This is a genomic window from Piscinibacter sp. XHJ-5 (genome assembly GCF_029855045.1).
Classification (GTDB): Bacteria; Pseudomonadota; Gammaproteobacteria; order Burkholderiales; family Burkholderiaceae_C; genus Albitalea.
In genome coordinates this window covers 1-18,373 of record NZ_CP123228.1, presented here as the reverse complement: position 1 = coordinate 18,373, position 18,373 = coordinate 1, and the positions used below count along the sequence as shown (strand labels likewise).

Here is an 18,373-nt window from a genome sequence, read left to right as displayed (position 1 = left end):
AGCGTGCGACCGATGCCCGAGGACGCTCCGAGATCACGCCACCTTGCCGTCGAACTTCATCGCGCACCCCTCATGGCCGTGGCAGCGGCGTTCCGGCGGCGCGAGACGAGCAGCATCAGCGCTGCGGCAATCGCGAACGCGGCGCTGAGCAGCGGCACCGCCGCCGCGTTCTCGCCCTCGACGATGAACGAAGCCGTCAACGGCCCGAACGCGCTCCCCAGCAGCTGGGCTGCCGGCACCAGCCCGGCGAGGCGGCCGCTGGCATCGGCGCGAAACGCCAGCCCGATGTGGAACGGCAGCATGAACAGCCAGACGAAACCGAACAGCGCGCAGCCCAGCGCGAAGTTCAGCATGCTGCCGGGCGGCAGCTGATGGATCGTGGTCGTCACGGCCGCGAGCACGATGGAACACGCCACCAGCGTGGGCACGACGGCAAGGCGCCGCACCGTGAACGAGGCCACGGTGCCGCCCACGACCTGCATCGCCAGCACGCCGGCGATCAAGGTCTGGGCTGCCCGCGCATCGAAACCGGCGGCCTTGCCCAGCGGCTCGAGGTAGGCCCAGAACGAGCCGAGTGTGGCGAGCTGCAGAAACGCGACCGCCAGCGGCAGCAGCGTCGCCATCGACCAGCGGAAGCCCGACACCGTGGGCGGCGCCAGCGGCCTGAGCCGTGCCGGCTGCCGGAACGCCAGCAGACACGGCAGCAGCGCGAGCACCGCCAGCGTCACGAAGCCGCCCTGCCAGCCCGAGTGCGGAATGACCAGGTTGGCCAGCACGGCGCCGAGCGCTGCCTGCGCAACGGTCTGCGCGACAAAGAAGATGCCGGCGATGCGCGACGGGTTCGCGGTGCGTACGACGACACCGGTGGCGCCCCAGATCAGGATGCCTTCGGGGAGGCCGGCCGCCGCGCGCACGGCTGTCATCGCGCCGTCGCCGGCGGCCAGCAGCGTGAGCAGGTCCAGGCCCGCGGCCAGCAACGCGGCCACGATGGTGATGAGCCGCAGCCGGGACCACGGCATCAGCGCGTCGCCGAGCACGACTCCCAGGCCGAGCGTCACGATCTCGGCCATGGCGACGATGCCCACGCCTTCCAGGCTGATCTGCTTGGCCTCGACGAGTTCGCCCAGAAGGATGGGCTGGATGCCCACCATCAGGACGCCGATCGTGCCGACGGCCAGTGCGGCGGCGACTTGTCGGGCGCTTGTCTCGGGGGCGTGGTTCATCGACATGGGCGGCGCTCCTGTGCTGCGTGCTCGGCGTTCAGTAACCCTTGGTCTCTTCAGGCAGCAGGCCTTGCGCGAAGCGCAGCGTGGCGCGCTGCTCGTCCTTGCGCAGCCGCCGGTTGGCGACCAGCCGGACGATCCAGGGCAAGGGCCGCACGCGCCCGCCTCCGGCCACCGCCAGCACATAGGCCTGGGCACATTTCTCGAACAGTTCGGCGTTCAGCGCCAGCCGCATCGCGGTCATGCCCAGGCACATCGGCCGGCGTTGCACCAGCAGCACGTTGCCACCCCGGCGCAGCGAGCGTGCGACGTCGCGCACGGCCGCGGCGGCAGGCCCCATCGGGCCGAGATGACGCGCCTGCTCGTCGAAGGCCTGCGGCATCGCGCCATCGAAGTCCGCGAGGCAGCGACCGAACTCGGCACCACCCACGGCAATGGCTCCCACGTCGGCTCGCGCGCCGTAGGCTGCGGCGTGCACCTGGCCGTCGCCGCACGCCGCGCGCAGCGGCACCCGTTGCGGTGCCGCGTCGGTCGCGAGGCCGAACCACATCGCATCGCTCGCCGGGATGCGCAACGACAGGCTGGCAGCCTCCGCCGCCAGCAACCGCCTGGCCTGCAAGCGCTCGCGCAAGTGCAGCCATTGCCGGCACAAGTCTTGTTCCATCGTCATCGCTTCAGACCAGCTTGAAGACGTCCTCGAATCGATTGAGCGCGTCATCGATCACCGCGTCGGTATCGGCCAGGCTCGTGTAAACGCGGCTGCCGGCCACTGTGATGAGGCCGTGGGCGGTGTAGGCCGCACCCATTTCCTCCATCATGTGCTTGCGCTGCCTGGCCTCGTTCTTCACCCGCAACAGCTTCAGGACGTTGCCGGTGTCCAGCAGCAGCACGCCCGACGTCTGCAGGTGCACGATCGAGCCCAGGTTGTAGGTCACGTAAGGCAGGCCGAGTCGCGCGATGATCGACCCGAGGCCCTTGCAAAGCCGGTCGCCGGCGCGCCCGGCCACGCCGGCGGCGTCGGCCCGCCGTGCTTCGAGCAGCGCGTAGTAGCCGGCCACGCACGACAGCGGATTGGCCGACAGCGTGCCCCCGACGAAGGCCCTTCGCGCAGTCGTGCCGATGCCACCGACCAGCAGCATCATCACGTCCTTGCGGCCGCCGATCGCGCCAGCCATCGGGTAGCCGCCGGTCAGGCACTTGCCGAGCACCGTGAGGTCGGGCTTGACGTCGAAGTAAGCCTGCGCGCCGCCCATGCCGAGGCGGAACCCGGTGACGACCTCGTCGAAGATCATCAGCGCGCCGAACTCGTCGCACAGCGCCCTCACCTGCCGGTTGTAGTCGGGGTGCACCGGCCGCGTGCCGCTCTCGGGACCGAGCGGTTCGAGCAGCACCGCGGCCGTGCCGCCGCGCAGGCGGTTCAATTGCAGCTTGCGGCGCAGTGCGTCGAGATCATTCGGGTTGCACTCCTGTGTGCTGCCGGTGGAGCCACGCGGGATGCCGACCGCCTCCATTCGCCCGGTGCCGGGCAGGCGCATGCCGTAGACGAGCTGGTCGCTCCAGCCGTGGTACGCACCGCCGACCTTGATGATCCACTTCTTCCTCGTGTAGGCGCGCGCGAGGCGCACCGCGCCCATCACGGCCTCGGTTCCAGAGCCGAGCAGCCGCACCATGTCGACCGCGGGCATGGACTGGCACACCAGCTCGGCGAGCTTGACCTCGTACTCGTGCAGCAGCCCGGTGACCGGGCCGCACGAGTCCAGCACCTCGTCGACCTTCTGGCGCACGGCCGGGTGGTTCGAGCCCAGCAGCGTCGCGCCGCCGGCCTGCAGGAAGTCGATGTAGCGGTTGCCGTCCACATCGGTCATGTGGGCACCGTCGGCGCGCGTGATCGCGAGCGGGAACGGATGGTTGAAGGCCAGGTTGTGCTGCACACCCCCGGGGATCACCGCCCTGGCCCGTTCGGCCAGGCGCTTCGAGCCCTGGCAGCGCTCGTCGAAGTAGCGCATCACCTGCGGCATCTTGTCCGCACGAATGGGCCGCATCGGCTGCTTGACCAGGTCGTCGAAGCGGCGGTAGAGCGCCTCGACGTCGGGCCAGGACGAGATGGCAGGGCGCGGCGCGGTCGCCGCCGCCGCGGTGTGGATGGGGGCGAGGTTGCTCATGATGTCGGTGACGTTCGTGACGTGTGGTTCGAGGATGGGTCAGCCCGCGAGTGCGTCGGTGACGCGCTGCAGGGCCGGCTGCCTTTGCGGTTCTTGCTGGGCACGCGCGTCGATGAGGCGCGTCAGGTGCGCACGCGCCAGCGTCTCGAGGTCCTCGACCGCCTGCAATGCCGTCGATGTGCTGGGGCCGCAGCACAGCGCTCCGTGGTTGAGCATCAGGTAGGCATTGGTATCGGCCCGGAGCTTGCGCACCAGCTTGGACGACAGCCAGCTGGACCCCGAAGGCGCGTAGCCGACCATCGGCACGCGCGCGCCCAGCGAGCGCTGGAGCGCACCGGGCGGAACCTCGAGGTCCCGACCCAGCAGCGCACAGGCGCTGGCCACCGGCTGGTGGGTGTGGATGCTCGCCTGCACATCGGGTCGTGCACGCAGCACGCGCGCATGCAGACTGCTTTCGACGGAAGGCGCGCGATCACCTTCGAGCGGCGCCAGGTCAGCCAGGCGCAGCACACAGACATCGGCCGCCGTCATCGTGAGGTAGTCGGTCGCTGAGGGCGTGACGGCGATGCGCTGCGCATCGATGCGCAGCGCGATGTTGCCGCCTGTGCCGGAGAAGTGACCGCGCTGCGACAGCGCGATGCAAAGGTCGACGACGGTCTGGCGGATCAGGAGCGTGTTCATTGGTGTGTTCCCTCGTGCTGCGCACTGCGGTATTGGCTCATGGGACAGCCCGGAGAGCTCATGCAGCGGCTGCCTGCGGCGCGTTGAGACGGTGGTACAGCGGCGCCAGGCGCGTGCGCACTTCCTTGAAGGTTTCGAACTTGTCGCCGTACAGGCGGCGCAGCGCGCTGGCTGGCTCGTAGGTGCGACGCGCCTGTCGCAGGTGGCCCAGGTCGCTGAACTTCAGCGCGCCGATACCCACTGCCGCGATGAAGGCCGCGCCGATCGCGTTGGTCTGGATCGGGCTCGTGAGCTGGCGGATCGGGTGGCCGGTGACATCGGCCATGATCTGGCACCACACGTCGGACTGCGCGCCGCCGCCCACTGCGGTGATGGTGCCGGCATCGCGGCCCAGCAGGCGCGCGAAGGGCTCCAGCATCCAGCGGGTGTTCAGCGCCACGCCTTCGAGGAAGGCACGGAAGATGTCCTCGCGAGAGTGCTCGAGCGACATGTTGAGCAGTCCGGCTCGAAGGCAGGGGTCGTCCACCGGCGTGCGCTCACCGAGCAGCCAGGGCGTGTAGATGAGGCCGCGCGCACCCGGCGGCACGCGCGCCGCGATCTTGTTCAGCACCTCGTAGACCGCAGGGTGCTCCTCGTCGCTGGCCAGCTCGTCGGGGTGGTACAGGACGCGGTCGCGCAGGAACGAGAGGTTGGCGCCGGCCGTGGACTGCAGCGCCATCGCGAGGTAGCGCCCATCCACCGCGCAAGGCACGGCGGCGATCTTGTGGCGCACGTCGGTCTTCATGAAAGGCACATGCGCGCCCAGCCAGGACGACGTGCCCAGGTACAGGTGGGTTTCGAAGTCGCCGACCGCCGCACCGACGGCGACAGCCGAGTTGTCCACGGCGCCGGCAACGACCACGGTCTTCGGATCCAGGCCGAGGGCCTGTGCCACGTCCGGCAGCACCGGCCCGAGGATATCGGTCGAACGCACGATCTCCGGCAACTTCGAGGCATCGATGCCGAGCAGGCGGATCAGCCCCGCGTCGTAGCGCGCCTGGCGCACGTCGCGGTTGTCGGTGACCCAGGCGGTGAGCATCGAATCCTGTGTCGCGCAGAAGCGGCCGGCGAGGCGCAGGTTCAGGTAGTCGAGCACGTTCAGGAACTTGTTCGTGCGCTCGTAGCGCTCGGGCTCCTGATCGCGGATGTAGGCCATGTGCCCGGCCGAGTCGCGCCCCGACAGCGACGGCGCGCCGCCGGTCAGGCGCAGCCAGCGCCACAGCTTCAACGGTGCGTAGCCTTCGATGTTCACAAGGCGCCCGCGCGCGCGCCGCGCCATTGCCGCCGCGCCGCGCGAGTCGAGCCAGGTCAGCGCACGCCCGAGGGGCTGGCCGTGGCGATCGACGCACACCGTGCCCTCGGTCTGCGTCGAGCAGCACACCGCGACCACCCGGCCGCGCAGGCTGGCGTCGACGGCGAGGATCTCGCCGGCGCTTCCAAGAAAGGCCGTCCACCAGTCGTGCGGATCCTGCTCGGCCAGCGCACCCTGCACGTGCAGCGTGACCGGGCGGAACGCCCAGGCGTGCACCGTGCCGTCCAGCGACACCAGGGCGCACTTGCAGCCGGAGGTGCCGAGGTCGACGGCGAGCACGAGGCGTGTGTCCCCGCCGTCAGGCCCGGTGTGCGGCGATCGGCGCATGTCAGAAGCGGCGCGAGACCGACACCACGACCTTGTTCCCGTCGGTGGCACGCAGCGTGTCGCCGTCCTGCGCGAGGTACAGCTCCCGGACCCGGGTGTTCGTGATCACCCAGTCGGCGTTCCATTCGAAGCCCCAGCGCTTGTGCGTGACGCCGATGCGATAGTCGGAGAAGTCTGCCTCCTTGAAGTGGGCGATCTTCTGATGGCCGGCGTGCAGGTTCAGCGTCGTCGTCGGGCTCAGGCCGTACTTGTAGTCGAGGTCGAACAGCCAGCTGCCGCGCGAGCCGTGATCGCCGCGTGCGTAGCAGTCGAGCGCCTGGGTCGGGTCGGCCATCAGCGCGAGCATGGTGCCGCACACGCCACCGGTGTCCGCGCCGCGATAGGTCTTGGAGATCACGTTGAGGATGCGCCCCTCCAGCGCGCCGTAGCCGATCTCGGCCACGGCGAACGCGCTGTCGTATCGAGTGCTCCGGAAGTCCGCCGGCGTGCCGTTGGCGAGGTCGAAGCCGTGCGGCGCTTCGAATTTCGCGCCGGGGAACAACTCGGTCGCGATGCCGGCGCCGAAGTGCCAGCCCTCAGGGTCGCCGAAGCGGTAGCCGCCGGCCAGCGTCACGCCGACGCCAGCGCCTTCGAGGAATTGCTTCTTGCTGACCGACGAGATTTCGACGAGCCCGACGAGGCCGCTTTCATGGGCCGCCTCCACGCTCAGCTTCATCCCCGGCCGGTTCAGCGAATCAGAGATGCCGCGGGTGCGCAGGTCCGACGTGACCTTGACATCGGCGTCGACGGCGTAGCTGGCCGTCTCCGCAGCCAGCACCTGGCCGACGACGCCGGCGAGCAGCATGCCGATGGCAAACGAGAGTGGGCGAAGCAGGGGCATGAGTCTCTCCGTAGAGGTTATGGGCAGGGTCAGGGTTTGCAGGCCGGTGTCGCCGGAACGGCGGAAACGCGCTTGAGTTGCTCGGTCTGGCCGAGGACCTCCATGCCGACAAAGGCGCGGATGTACAGGTCGCCGCCCTTGGTGCGCACGACGCCCTTGTATTTCTTCTTGTCGCGTGGGTCGTAGACCCAGCCATCGCGCCAGGCATCGTTGTCGTAGCGCTGAAGCTGCGCGATCTGCAGGCCGCAGGTGTCGGCCGGTGTGCCGGCGTCCTTGTCCCAGACGATTCGCCCGCACAGCGCACCCGCGCCGTCAGGGCAGGGCTTGAACTCGATCACGGCGTCGTTCTGGGCGGTCATCCACAGACCCCTCGCGTCATCGGCCCCCGCGGCCTCAGCCGAAGACACCGACACCAGGAATGCTGCGGACATCAGGGCGATCAAGGTCTTCACGGTGCGGCTCCTCTCGTGCGTTGCAAGGACATCTCGGACTGGCCAGGTTCAGTAGCTATAGCTATCATATAGTCATCGCTACCGTTTTGTCTTGACGAATTCGCTCGGACAATCCCTGATGCCGCACGCCACCTCCCCGATGCCCCCGATCCGAAAGCCTCAGCCCTCGCTGGCGACCAAGAAGCAGCCCGCGCAACAACGCGCGACCGAGACCTTCGAGCGCATCCTTGAAGTGACGGCGCAGACGCTGGCCGATGTCGGCATCGAGCGGCTGTCCACCAACCTCGTGTGCGAGCGCGCCGGGCTGACGCCGCCGGCGCTGTACCGCTATTTCCCGAACAAGTACGCGCTGCTGTCCGAACTGGGGCAGCGGCTGATGGAGCGCCAGAACGAACGTGTCGGCCACTGGATCACGCTGGAGGTTCTCGACGGCGGCCTCGACGGCCTCGAGCGGGCCCTCGAGGGTCTGATCCTCGACACCTACAAGGTGACCTTGCAGACCGTCGGCGGCGTGTGGATCATGCGAGCCCTGCGCGCCGTGCCTGCGCTGCAGCAAGTCCGGCTGGCATCGCACGCCGCCGTCACGCGCGAGCAGGCCGAGCTGCTGGCCATGGCCCTACCGCAGGCGAACAAAGCCGAACTGGGGCTCGTCAGTCGCGTGGTGGTGGAGCTGATCTATGCCACGGTCGAAATGATCTTCGACGAACCGCTCGACGTGAAGGCAGTCGCCCGCACGGTGGCCGGCATGGTCGCCAGCCACATGGCCCGCATCGATCCGGAGCGCGACGGCGGGCGGAGTCGCCCGGCCCGCAAGTCCGGGCGTGGCAAGTAGCGCGAGTGGCCTTGGCGAACCGGCTCGGTGGGGCCTTCCCGATACCGGCGGCTACGCCGCAGCGCCGGCGTCCTTCAGCATCAGCTTCAGGCGCTTTCGTCCTTCCGCGTTCGTGCTCCTCCACGCCTTGAGGGCCAGCGCGAGGAACTGCTGCTCCGACGCGCTCATGCCCTGCGGCTCGTGCTCCTCGTCGAGCCAGCCGGCCGGCTGATCGCAGGCCGATTCGACCTGCCGCGCGAGCCGGTCCCCGATCGGGCGGCTGCTCTTGATCTGGCTCCACATGCTGGGGCTGATCTGAAGCCTTTGCGCGAAGGCCTGCTCCATGCCCTTGGGCGGAACGCCGGCGCGCATCTGCTCCTCGGCGAACTTCTGGAACAAGCTGAGAACGTTCTGGCGACGGTGGACGGTGATGTTCGCGGGCACTGGAGTTGTCGTGGCGACGAAACGCGGTGTCAAAGAAAGATTGTCGCACCCGCTTGACGCTGCAGTGAAGACTCTTTACAGTCCGCATCCTCGCTGCAAAGAACTGCGGCGCGAACCCGATCAACAGCAACCCAACACCGAAGAGTTCATCGTGCAACGCCAAGGCCACATCGCAAACCGCTCGCTGCCCGTGAAGGGCCAGTGTGCGTTCGTGCGCACCGCCTTTGGCAAGGCCGCCGCGGTCGTCACGATGAATGAACGGCATCCCATCAAGAGCCAGCGACCGGTCGGGTCGCTTGGTGACGAGGATGGGATGCATCCGGGCAAGGGAGGCGCATAAGGCGCGCGTCCCCTCCACTCGATCACACGTCGAGGCCCGGATTCCGAAAGGATCCGGGCCTTTTTGTTTCCGAGCCGGTCGGCAACCGGCTCACATCGCGTCCCCAAAGGACGCACCGCGGCGCATCGGCGCGGCGGATCGCTCTTTAACAAGTTGCCGCGAACACGCCGCACATCTGGGTGCGGTGCGTGTTCGCAACCAAGCGGATATAGCTCAGCAGGCAGAGCGCGGCCACGCCATGGCCGAGGCCCGGGGTTCGATGCCCCGTATCCGCTCCATGCATCTCATTGCGGGTGTGTTCCGGCACAACGGTCGGGCATGTGTCCTCGGAAGCGCGAGGACGGCCGGAATGTGCGGCGCAGGGACGCCTGCGCCCGTGCAGCGAGAGCGCTTCGCAGCGGGGCACCGCACTCGCGCTGGAGCACAACCGCAATGAGATCGAAGGCCCCTGTAGCTCCGCAGGAAGAGCAGCCGCCTTGTCAGCGGCAGGTCGCGCGTTCGAAGCGTCGCGGTGGGCACCATCAACCAGAAGCCCTCGTGGAGCTCACGCTTCGAGGGCGGAAATCGGCCGCACCGATTGGGCGGCGCCGGAACCCGTCACCGGATGGCACATGCTCCGTTAACTCAGTGGCCAGAGTGCCGGCCTGTCTAGTCGGAAGCCGCGGGTTCGACTCCCGCACGGGGCGCCAACCACACCTCGTGTAGCTCAGTGGCAGAGCACCGTCTCGATAAGGCGGGGGTCGATGGATCGTTCCCATCCGCGAGGACCAGTCATTCATCTCGGTGTAGCGCAGTTGGAAGCGCGCATGCCTTGGGAGCATGAGGTCGTCCGTTCGAACCGGACCACCGAGACCAGTTCGCGTGCGCTGAGGTGTGGCCGTAGCTCAATGGCAGAGCCGCAGGTTGTGGTCCCGCTGACGTCGGTTCGAATCCGACCGGTCACCCCTCAGCGCATTCGATTCAATCCCCTCGTGGCGGAAATGGCAGACGCAACGGTCTCAGAAGCCGTGGCCGCAAGGCATGCCCGTTCGACCCGGGCCGAGGGGACCACTCCAACACGACAAGGAGGCTGTCATGAAGCAGCACAAGCAGGACCAGCGGTTCTGGTTTCGAGGTGACGAGCAAGCGCCGCAAGGGCTTCCCGTCTGAAACGAAGGTCAAGCGCGGCCAGCGCGTCGTGCACGGCGACAAGCACCTGCACGAGAAGCTGGGGCGCAACGATCCGTGCCCTTGCGGCGCCGGGAGGAGCTTTCAAGCGCTGCTGCCTTCGCAGCGGCTGCTTTCGACGGCGTGCTTCGCAACGACTACCTCCGCGAGTGACGCCGATGCCGGTCCGGTAGCCCAGTGGAAGAGCAGAGTCCTCATAAGGCTCAGGTCGGTGGATCGTTCCCACCCCGGACCACCAGCGCAAGGAGAGCTGCCCGAGAGCGGTAAGGGGTCGGCTTGGCTAACGATGCCGGTGCGAAAGCGCTGCACAGGTTCGAGTCCTGTGCTCTCCGCCAGTTCTCTTGCAGTCCCGTTCGTCCAACGGCAAGGACACGACCCTTTCAACGTCGAAACACGGGTTCGATTCCCGTACGGGACGCCACACGCGGGTGTAGCTCAAGGGGTAGAGCAGCCGGCTTTTGACCGGCAGGCCAGGGTTCGATCCCCTGCGTCCGCACCAGTACCCATCTGACGGGGTGTAGTCGAGTGGCCTCAGACAGCCGGCTTTGAACCGGTGCTACGCAGGTTCGAATCCTGCCACCCCTGCCAACCCACAGCCCCCTAGCTCAGAGGCAGAGCAGCGCTCTTACAAAGCGACGGTCGGGATCTCGGAATTCCCGGGGGCTACCAATAGATGCGTCCGTAGCTCAGCGGACAGAGCGCGGCCGTGCGAAGGCCGAGGGCGGTGGTTCAAGACCACCCGGACGCACCAACTGAGAACCAAGGAGAACAGCCATGGAGCTGATGAAGAACGTCCAGGGATGGACCGAAGGCGTCGAGGTGGACCACCAGGCGCTGAACCAGATCCGCAACATCGCGGGCTTGCCCATCGTGGCAGGCCACGTCGCCATCATGCCGGACGTGCACCTGGGCAAGGGTGCGACCGTGGGCTCGGTGATCCCGACCCGCGGCGCGATCATCCCGGCCGCCGTCGGCGTGGACATCGGCTGCGGCATGTGTGCGCTGCGCACCGACCTGCAGGCGGGTGATCTGCCCGCAGGTCTCTCGGCCCTGCGCTCGGCGATCGAGTCGCTGGTGCCGGTCGGCTTCTCCCTGCACGACAAGGAGATGAACCCCACCCACGAAGCGGCGCACGGCCGAGTGCTCAAGCAACGCATGGACAAGCTCTACGCCCGCTTCGAGAAGCTCTCGATCCTGCAGGTGCTCGGCTCGCTCGACGCCCGCAAGATCTGGAAGCAGCTCGGCACGCTGGGCGGCGGCAACCACTTCATCGAGCTGTGCCTCGACGAGGCCGGCGCGGTGTGGGTGATGCTTCACTCGGGCTCACGCAACATCGGCAAGACGATCGGCGAAGCCGCGATCGGCATGGCGCGCGAAGCGGCCGTGAAGGCCGGCGTCGCGCTGCCCGACCGCGACCTGGCCTGGTTGAACGAGGGCTCGCCCGAGTTCCACCAGTACGTCGAGGCCTTGCAGTGGGCGCAGGACTACGCGGCGCTGAACCGCGACCTGATGCTGTTCCGCGTGATGCGCGCGCTGCGCGAAACGCTCGGCCGGGAGATCGGTTCCACCCAGGAAGCGATCAACTGCCACCACAACTACGCGACTGTCGAAGAGCACTTCGGCTCGCAGGTGTGGATTACCCGCAAGGGCGCGGTGAGCGCGCGCGAAGGCCAGCTCGGGATCATCCCCGGCTCGATGGGCGCCAAGTCGTACATCGTGCGCGGCAAGGGCAACCCCTTGGCGTACTGCTCGTGCTCGCACGGCGCAGGTCGTCGTCACTCGCGTGGCGCGGCCAAGCGCCTGTTCGACCTCGACGCGCTGGCGGCGCAAACCGCCGGCGTGGAGTGCCGCAAGGACGAAGGCGTGCTCGACGAGATTCCCGGTGCCTACAAGGACATCGACGCGGTGATGGCCGCCCAGGGCGACCTGGTGAGCGTGGAGCACACGCTCAAGCAGGTGTTGTGCGTGAAGGGCTGAAGGAGTCGCTGGTGCGCTCCTTCGGCCCGCAAAGCTGAAGGAGAGGAGGAATTCCCATGCACCAGCATGTACTGCAACTGGACATCCAGGGCACGCCGCAGCGCTGGATCACGCTGCAGCAAGCGGCTCTGCACTACGCGACCGACGCGGTCGCCTGGGACGACGGCGAGACGCCACTGCGCACGCTGCGCGGTGGCATCAACGTGGCCAGCGGCCGTCAATCGGCGATCGATGTTCACCCGATCATCGCGCTGTGTGGCGCGCCTCGCATCAACCTGTTCGAGGTGGTGCCGGGCGTGACGAAGCTGAAGCTGTTCCGTCGCGACCGCTGCACCTGCGCGCTGGCCGCGCGCCTGCCGAAGGGATCGCGCCTGAGTTGAAATCGACAACACAACGACCAGACCGAGCGCGAACGTGCAGTGAAGAAGAAGTAGGAAGGCGCCGCATGCGAATGCCCGCGGGAGTACAGCACCACCATGCCGCGGAGGTCGCAAACCTCCCCCCGGTGACCTCGGGAGGCAGCTCTCGTGACGCTCGTCGCATGCCTCGCCGCCGGGCGACCGGCGACGTCTTGCCGTCCCTTGTCGCGCTTGTTTTCCGTCGGAAGACGGGAATGCAGGTGGACCTACAGCTTTGAACGCTCGTGGTCGCGGGTTCGAGTCCCGCCGGTCCCATGTCAGGGGGACCGTAGCTCAGTCGGATAGAGCACGTTCGTTTCACCGTCCCTTGTCACCGTCTTTCGGCGGGATCGCTTTGCGATGAATGCTGTGGAGACTACAGGTCAGAGCACTGGCGCCACGCGGCGCCGGAGGTCGCGGGTTCGAGTCCCGCCGGCTGCGAAGCCCGTAGCTCAGGAAAGAGGTCTCCTCGATCCTCGTCATCGCCAAATTGAAGGGGCGCCGTTTCGGCGCCCCTTTTTCTTTGCTGCAAGCTCAGCGCAGTCCCTGGCGATTCAACGCCGCAACAGCAGCTCACACGTCGATGTTCGCCGCCCTCAACGCATTCGTCTCGATGAAGTCGCGGCGCGGCTCGACCTCGTCGCCCATCAGCATCGTGAACACCCGATCCGCCTCGATTGCGTCGTCGATCTGGACCTTGAGCAGACGGCGGACGCTCGGGTCCATCGTCGTTTCCCACAGCTGCTGCGGGTTCATTTCGCCCAGGCCCTTGTAGCGCTGGCGTCCGACGGCGCCTTCGGCTTGCTGCATGAGCCACGCCATCGCCTGGCGGAAATCGCCGACCTGGGCTTCCTTCTGCTTCTCGCCTTCACCGCGTCGCACGACGGCGCTGGCGCTGACCAGGCCCTTGAAGGTCTTGCCGGCGGTCGACAGCGCTTCGTAGTCGGCGCCGTGCACGAAGTCGGCGCTGATGACGCTGCTTTTCACGTTGCCGTGGTGCATGCGGCTCACGCGCAGGATGTGCTTGTCCATGCGTGCGTCGAACTCGGCCGTGACCTCCGCGTCGTGCAGCGCCGCCTTCAGCGCCGCCGCCGACGTCTCGGCCGCCTCGAGCGTGTCGAGATCCAGCTCGAGCCCGTTGGCCATCGCGCGCAAGGCTTCGACGTCCATCCAGTTCGACAGCCGCTCGACGACGTTGTTGGCAAGCACATATTGGCGCGCCAGCGCCTCGAGCGCGTCGCCTTGCAGCACCGCCACGCCGGCCACGCCGGTCTCGAGCTTGGCGTCCTTCAGCGCGACGCGCATGAGGTAGGCATCGAGCTCGTGGCCGTCCTTCAGGTACTGCTCTTCCTTGCCGAGCTTGACCTTGTACAGCGGCGGCTGCGCGATGTAGATGTGGCCGCGCTCGACCAGCTCGGGCATCTGCCGGTAGAAGAACGTCAGCAGCAACGTGCGGATGTGCGCGCCGTCGACGTCCGCGTCGGTCATGATGATGATGCGGTGGTAGCGCAGCTTGTCGGGATTGAATTCGTCCTTGCCGATGCTCGTGCCCAGCGCCGTGATGAGCGTGAGGATCTCGTTGCTGGTGAGCAGCTTCTCGAAGCGCGCCTTCTCGACGTTGAGGATCTTGCCGCGCAGCGGCAGGATCGCCTGGAACTTGCGATCACGCCCCTGCTTGGCCGAGCCGCCGGCGGAGTCGCCCTCGACGATGTAGATCTCGCACAGCGCCGGATCCTTCTCCTGGCAATCGGCCAGCTTGCCGGGCAGGCCCATGCCGTCGAGTACACCCTTGCGACGCGTCATCTCGCGCGCCTTGCGCGCGGCTTCGCGCGCGCGGGCCGCCTCGACGATCTTGCCGCAGATGATCTTCGCGTCGGCGGGGTTCTCGAGCAGGTAGTCGGTGAGCGCCTTGCTGACCACGTCTTCCACCGGTCCGCGCACCTCGCTGGAGACCAGCTTGTCCTTGGTCTGGCTGGAGAACTTGGGCTCGGGCACCTTCACGCTCAGCACGCAGCACAGGCCCTCGCGCATGTCGTCGCCGCTGACCTCCACCTTGGCCTTCTTGGCCAGCTCGTTGTCCTCGATGTACTTGTTGATGACACGCGTCATCGCCGCGCGCAGGCCGGTGAGGTGGGTGCCGCCGTCGCGCTGCGGGATGTTGTTGGTGAAGCACAGCACGTTCTCGCTGTAGCCGTCGTTCCACTGCATCGCGACTTCGGCCGTGATGTTGGTGTTCTGCTCCGACAGCTTCTCGCCCGTGGCATGGAAGATGTTCGGATGCAGCACCTTCTTGCCGGTGTTGATGAAGTCGACGAAGCCCTTCACGCCGCCGACGAAGGCGAAGTTGTCTTCCTTGTTGTTGCGCTCGTCGACCAGGCGGATCTTGACGCCGTTGTTGAGGAACGAGAGCTCGCGCAGCCGCTTGGACAGGATGTCGTAGTGGTAGTCGATGTTCTCGAAGATCTCGTCGTCCGGCAGGAAGTGCACCTCGGTGCCGCGCTTCTCGGTCTCGCCGGTGATCTTCATCGGGCTCACTTCGAAGCCGTCGCGCATCTCGAGCACACGGTCCTGCGGCACGCCCTTCTTGAACTCGATGAAATGCGCCTTGCCTTCGCGGCGCACGGTGAGGCGCAGCCACTTCGACAGCGCGTTGACGCACGACACGCCCACGCCGTGCAGGCCGCCCGACACCTTGTAGCTGTTCTGGTTGAACTTGCCGCCGGCGTGCAGCTCGGTGAGCGCGATCTCGGCCGCGCTGCGCTTGGGCTCGTGCTTATCGTCCATCTTCACGCCGGTGGGAATGCCGCGGCCGTTGTCGATGACCGAAATCGAGTTGTCGGTGTGGATGGTGACGACGATGTCGTCGCAGTAGCCGGCCAGCGCCTCGTCGATGGAGTTGTCGACCACCTCGAACACCAGGTGGTGCAAGCCGGTACCGTCGGAGGTGTCGCCGATGTACATGCCGGGGCGCTTGCGCACGGCTTCCAGGCCTTCGAGGATCTGGATGCTGCCCTCGCCGTACGGGTCGATGGCGGCCGCTTCAGGGGCCTTGTCGGCGGGTTTCTTGGAGTCGTCGCGAGGGGTGTTCAGGGGATCGATCATGGGGTCCAGACTTCACTTTGGGGCCCGTCACCATCGCGCCGGGTTCCCATAGAAAACACGGAAGCGGGCCGCAGCCCGCTCGTGATGCGTTCGCAGGAACGCCGCTCAAATGCGCATCGGCATTACCACGTACTTGAATCCGCTCTGCTCGGGCACCGTGATCAACGCGCTGGAGTTGGTGTCCTGCAGCTCGATCTTCACCATTTCCTGACTCATGTTGGCCAGCGCATCCATCAGGTAGGTGACGTTGAAGCCGATCTCGATCGTGTCGCCGTTGTAGTCGACCTCGAGCTCTTCCTTGGCCTCTTCCTGCTCGGCGTTGCTCGACGCGATGCGCAACGTGCCGGGCTCGATGTTGACGCGCACACCCTTGAACTTCTCGCTGGTCAGGATGGCCGCGCGCTGCAGGCTCGACAGCAGCGGCGCACGTCCCAGCGTCACGTGGTTCTTGTGGTTCTTTGGGATCACGCGGTTGTAGTCGGGGAACTTGCCCTCGACGAGCTTGGTGACGAATTCCATGCCGGAGAAGCTGAACTTGGCCTGGTTGCCGGCGAAGCGCATCTCGATCGGGCCTTCGTCGCCGTCCTTCTCGTCCTTCAGCAGGCGCTGCAGCTCGAGCACCGTCTTGCGTGGCAGGATGACTTCCTGCTTGGGGATCTCCACGTCGAGCGTCGCCTGCGCAAGCGCGAGGCGGTGTCCGTCGGTGGCCACCAGCGTGAGGTTCTTGCCTTCGGCGACGAACAGGATGCCGTTGAGGTAGTAGCGAATGTCGTGCACCGCCATCGCGAAATGCACCTGGTTGATGAGGTGCTTGAGCGTCTTCTGCGGCACGCTGAACATCGGCCCGAAGTCGGCCGCTTCCTGCACCAGCGGGAAGTCGTCGCTCGGCAAGGTCTGCAGCGTGAAACGGCTCTTGCCGCCTTGCAGCGTGAGCTTGTTCTGGTTGGCGCTCAGCGTCACGGTCTGGTCCGCCGGCAGCGCACGCAGGATGTCGATCAGCTTGCGCGCACCCACCGTGGTGGCGAAGTTCGCGGGATCGCCGTCGAGCTCGGCGCTGGTGCGCACCTGGATCTCGAGGTCGGACGTGGTGAACTCGATCGCGCCGCCGGTCTTGCGCAGCAGTACGTTGGCGAGGATGGGCAGCGTGTGCCGACGTTCGACGATGCCCGACACCGCCTGCAGGGCGTTCAACAATTTTTCTTGCGTTGCCTTCAAGACAATCATATGAACCTCTTAACTTGGTCGTTCTAGTAGAGCCTGAGGGGCGTCTGTGGAGAACGCCATTTTCCCTTTTTCTGTCAACCGTTTACGTCCCGGTGAACCCTGTGGGCCGCCACCTGGGATGGGCGGGACTCGCGACCCACAACTTCGGCCGAAGGCGTGTTGCTGTGGACATCCCGTCGCTTGTTCAAGAGTTGTCCCCACCCTTGTTGCTTGACGAGCGACGGTTCAATGTGATCAGCCCTTGAGTGTCTGTTCGAGCACGTGGAGCTGCTGGTTCAGCTCCGTGTTCTTCTGCCGCTCGGCCGCGATCTTGCGCACCGCGTGCAGCACGGTGGTGTGGTCGCGACCACCGAACAGTTCGCCGATCTCGGGCAGGCTCTTCTGGGTCATTTCCTTGGCGAGGTACATCGCGATCTGGCGCGGCCGCGCGATGCTGGCCGGCCGCTTCTTCGAATACATGTCGGCGACCTTGATCTTGTAGAAATCGGCCACCGTCTTCTGGATGTTCTCGACGCCGACCTGACGGTTCTGGATCGAGAGCAGGTCCTTCAGCGCCTCGCGAGCGAGCTGGATGTTGATGTCCTTGTGCGAGAAGCGCGAGTACGCCAGGATCTTGCGCAGCGCTCCTTCGAGCTCGCGCACGTTGGCGCGCACGTTCTTCGCCACGAAGAAGGCCACGTCCTCCGGCATCGTCGCGCCTTCGGCGTCGGCCTTGCGCATCAGGATGGCCACGCGCATCTCCAGCTCGGGCGGCTCGATCGCCACCGTCAGGCCGGCGTCGAAGCGCGAAGTCAGACGCTCGTCGATGTCCACCAGCCCCTTCGGGTAGGTGTCGCTGGTCATGATGATGTGCGCGCGCTTGGCGAGCAGGGCTTCGAAGGCGTTGAAGAACTCCTCCTGCGTGCGCTCCTTGCCGGCGAAGAACTGCACGTCATCGATCAGCAGCAGGTCGAGCGAGTGGTACTTGGCCTTGAGCTCGTCGAAGGTCTTGCGCTGGTAGTTCTTCACCACGTCGGTGATGAACTGCTCGGCGTGCAGGTACAGGATGCGCGCGTCGGGCTTGTCGGCCAGCAGCGCATTGCCCACCGCATGGATCAGGTGGGTCTTGCCGAGGCCGACGCCGCCGTAGATGAACAGCGGGTTGTACATCTGCCCCGGTGCGCCGGCGACATGCAGCGCCGCCGTGCGCGCCATCTGGTTGGCACGGCCCGGCACCAGCGTGTCGAACGTGAGGTTCAGGTTCAGCCGGTGGCGCGACAGCTCGCGCGCACCGGGCGGTGACGGCGGAACGGCGGTGAGAAGCGGTGCGCCGTTCAGCGCAGCGGCCGCACGCACCGGCCCGACGCTCGAGACGTTGACGGCGGCGGGGTAGGTGGCGGCATTGGCGGCTGGCCGATCGGCGGCGTCGCGAGGCGCCAGCGCGATTTCAAGGCGCACCGGCTTGCCGGCCAGTTCGGTCAGCACGGCCTCGATCCGGCCGGCGTACTGGTTGCGGATCCAGTCCAGCTTGAAGCGGTTGGGCACCCGCAAGGTCACCACGGCGTCGCCGGCGCCGCCGTCCGCGACATCGGCGGCCGGCAGCGGGCGAATCCAGGTGTTGAATTGTTGTTCGGGCAGTTCGGCGGCAAGTCGCTCGCAGCCACGCTGCCAGAGGTCAGCGCTCATGTTGTGGAAAACTCTTTTCGGAGCGGCCGGATTGTACGTCCCCCGAATCGGCCGAGGGGCTGGTTATCCACAGTTCCGAATGCTCGGTCAAGACCCCTCGGACACCGCATCCTGCCGTCCAAGTCTTTGACTTCAAAGGGGGTTTTTGGTGTAATAGTGGGTTTCCCGA

At 66.7% G+C, this 18,373-nt stretch carries 15 protein-coding genes and 14 tRNA genes; 18 read left to right on the top strand and 11 right to left on the bottom strand.

Annotated features, from left to right (window positions below):
* Positions 1 to 56: 56 nt before the first annotated feature.
* From P7V53_RS00145 to P7V53_RS00115, 7 genes are read right to left on the bottom strand one after another with little or no spacing between them, the layout of a single operon-like run.
* Positions 57 to 1,229: an MFS transporter gene (locus P7V53_RS00145; protein ID WP_280153450.1), complete on the bottom strand. Its 1,173-nt coding sequence runs from the start codon at positions 1,227 to 1,229 to the stop codon at positions 57 to 59.
* 31 nt (positions 1,230 to 1,260) lie between these two features.
* A complete protein-coding gene (locus tag P7V53_RS00140) occupies positions 1,261 to 1,887 on the bottom strand; it encodes a hypothetical protein (protein WP_280153449.1) in 627 nt (208 codons plus the stop codon).
* A gap of 10 nt (positions 1,888 to 1,897) precedes the next feature.
* Positions 1,898 to 3,385: an aminotransferase class III-fold pyridoxal phosphate-dependent enzyme gene (locus tag P7V53_RS00135; RefSeq protein ID WP_280153448.1), complete on the bottom strand. Its 1,488-nt coding sequence runs from the start codon at positions 3,383 to 3,385 to the stop codon at positions 1,898 to 1,900.
* Positions 3,386 to 3,424: 39 nt separating this feature from the next.
* A complete protein-coding gene (locus P7V53_RS00130) occupies positions 3,425 to 4,066 on the bottom strand; it encodes a class II aldolase/adducin family protein (RefSeq protein WP_280153447.1) in 642 nt (213 codons plus the stop codon).
* Between the two features lie 58 nt (positions 4,067 to 4,124).
* Positions 4,125 to 5,744 carry an FGGY-family carbohydrate kinase gene (locus P7V53_RS00125; RefSeq protein ID WP_280153446.1) on the bottom strand — a complete coding sequence of 540 codons (1,620 nt, stop codon included), beginning with the start codon at positions 5,742 to 5,744 and terminating at the stop codon, positions 4,125 to 4,127.
* 1 nt (position 5,745) lies between these two features.
* Complete coding sequence (locus tag P7V53_RS00120) at positions 5,746 to 6,624, bottom strand: TorF family putative porin (RefSeq protein ID WP_280153445.1); 879 nt, start codon at positions 6,622 to 6,624, stop codon at positions 5,746 to 5,748.
* A gap of 29 nt (positions 6,625 to 6,653) precedes the next feature.
* A complete protein-coding gene (locus P7V53_RS00115; RefSeq protein WP_280153444.1) occupies positions 6,654 to 7,076 on the bottom strand; it encodes a DUF2147 domain-containing protein in 423 nt (140 codons plus the stop codon).
* A 139-nt stretch (positions 7,077 to 7,215) separates the two neighbouring features.
* Here P7V53_RS00115 and P7V53_RS00110 point away from each other — a divergent pair, with 139 nt between their 5' ends.
* The gene (locus P7V53_RS00110; RefSeq protein ID WP_280153443.1) at positions 7,216 to 7,908 is read left to right on the top strand and encodes a TetR/AcrR family transcriptional regulator; all 693 of its coding nucleotides are present in this window, start codon (positions 7,216 to 7,218) and stop codon (positions 7,906 to 7,908) included.
* Between the two features lie 51 nt (positions 7,909 to 7,959).
* On the opposite strand, the gene P7V53_RS00105 is transcribed toward P7V53_RS00110, so the two are convergent.
* Complete coding sequence (locus P7V53_RS00105) at positions 7,960 to 8,331, bottom strand: hypothetical protein (protein ID WP_280153442.1); 372 nt, start codon at positions 8,329 to 8,331, stop codon at positions 7,960 to 7,962.
* A gap of 10 nt (positions 8,332 to 8,341) precedes the next feature.
* Between P7V53_RS00105 and P7V53_RS00100 the strand changes: the two genes are divergently transcribed.
* The 17 genes from P7V53_RS00100 (at position 8,342) to P7V53_RS00020 (ending at position 12,195) form a co-directional block, all read left to right on the top strand.
* On the top strand, positions 8,342 to 8,671 hold the full coding sequence (locus tag P7V53_RS00100; RefSeq protein WP_280153441.1) for a hypothetical protein: 330 nt from the start codon (positions 8,342 to 8,344) through the stop codon (positions 8,669 to 8,671).
* A 202-nt stretch (positions 8,672 to 8,873) separates the two neighbouring features.
* Positions 8,874 to 8,949, top strand: a tRNA-Gly gene (locus P7V53_RS00095).
* A 166-nt stretch (positions 8,950 to 9,115) separates the two neighbouring features.
* A tRNA-Thr gene (locus tag P7V53_RS00090) sits at positions 9,116 to 9,192 on the top strand.
* Between the two features lie 92 nt (positions 9,193 to 9,284).
* Positions 9,285 to 9,360, top strand: a tRNA-Asp gene (locus P7V53_RS00085).
* A 6-nt stretch (positions 9,361 to 9,366) separates the two neighbouring features.
* Positions 9,367 to 9,441 (top strand) — tRNA-Ile (locus P7V53_RS00080).
* A 9-nt stretch (positions 9,442 to 9,450) separates the two neighbouring features.
* Positions 9,451 to 9,526, top strand: a tRNA-Pro gene (locus P7V53_RS00075).
* 18 nt (positions 9,527 to 9,544) lie between these two features.
* Positions 9,545 to 9,615, top strand: a tRNA-His gene (locus P7V53_RS00070).
* Positions 9,616 to 9,636: 21 nt separating this feature from the next.
* Positions 9,637 to 9,721, top strand: a tRNA-Leu gene (locus P7V53_RS00065).
* Between the two features lie 280 nt (positions 9,722 to 10,001).
* Positions 10,002 to 10,076 (top strand) — tRNA-Met (locus P7V53_RS00060).
* Between the two features lie 6 nt (positions 10,077 to 10,082).
* Positions 10,083 to 10,173: transfer RNA gene (locus P7V53_RS00055), tRNA-OTHER, on the top strand.
* A gap of 11 nt (positions 10,174 to 10,184) precedes the next feature.
* A tRNA-Glu gene (locus tag P7V53_RS00050) sits at positions 10,185 to 10,259 on the top strand.
* Between the two features lie 3 nt (positions 10,260 to 10,262).
* A tRNA-Lys gene (locus P7V53_RS00045) sits at positions 10,263 to 10,337 on the top strand.
* A 12-nt stretch (positions 10,338 to 10,349) separates the two neighbouring features.
* Positions 10,350 to 10,426 (top strand) — tRNA-Gln (locus P7V53_RS00040).
* A gap of 6 nt (positions 10,427 to 10,432) precedes the next feature.
* Positions 10,433 to 10,507 (top strand) — tRNA-Val (locus tag P7V53_RS00035).
* A gap of 6 nt (positions 10,508 to 10,513) precedes the next feature.
* Positions 10,514 to 10,589 (top strand) — tRNA-Arg (locus P7V53_RS00030).
* 23 nt (positions 10,590 to 10,612) lie between these two features.
* Positions 10,613 to 11,815, top strand: a complete 1,203-nt coding sequence (locus P7V53_RS00025) for an RtcB family protein (RefSeq protein WP_280153440.1) — start codon at positions 10,613 to 10,615, stop codon at positions 11,813 to 11,815.
* Between the two features lie 56 nt (positions 11,816 to 11,871).
* A complete protein-coding gene (locus P7V53_RS00020) occupies positions 11,872 to 12,195 on the top strand; it encodes a hypothetical protein (RefSeq protein WP_280153439.1) in 324 nt (107 codons plus the stop codon).
* A 591-nt stretch (positions 12,196 to 12,786) separates the two neighbouring features.
* Here the strand turns inward: P7V53_RS00020 and gyrB are convergent.
* The 3 genes from gyrB to dnaA all read right to left on the bottom strand — a co-directional run bounded on the left by gyrB (position 12,787) and on the right by dnaA (position 18,204).
* Positions 12,787 to 15,315 carry a DNA topoisomerase (ATP-hydrolyzing) subunit B gene (gyrB, locus tag P7V53_RS00015; protein WP_280153438.1) on the bottom strand — a complete coding sequence of 843 codons (2,529 nt, stop codon included), beginning with the start codon at positions 15,313 to 15,315 and terminating at the stop codon, positions 12,787 to 12,789.
* Between the two features lie 105 nt (positions 15,316 to 15,420).
* The gene (dnaN, locus tag P7V53_RS00010; RefSeq protein ID WP_280153437.1) at positions 15,421 to 16,539 is read right to left on the bottom strand and encodes a DNA polymerase III subunit beta; all 1,119 of its coding nucleotides are present in this window, start codon (positions 16,537 to 16,539) and stop codon (positions 15,421 to 15,423) included.
* A 234-nt stretch (positions 16,540 to 16,773) separates the two neighbouring features.
* Complete coding sequence (gene dnaA, locus P7V53_RS00005) at positions 16,774 to 18,204, bottom strand: chromosomal replication initiator protein DnaA (protein ID WP_280153436.1); 1,431 nt, start codon at positions 18,202 to 18,204, stop codon at positions 16,774 to 16,776.
* Positions 18,205 to 18,373 lie beyond the last annotated feature (169 nt).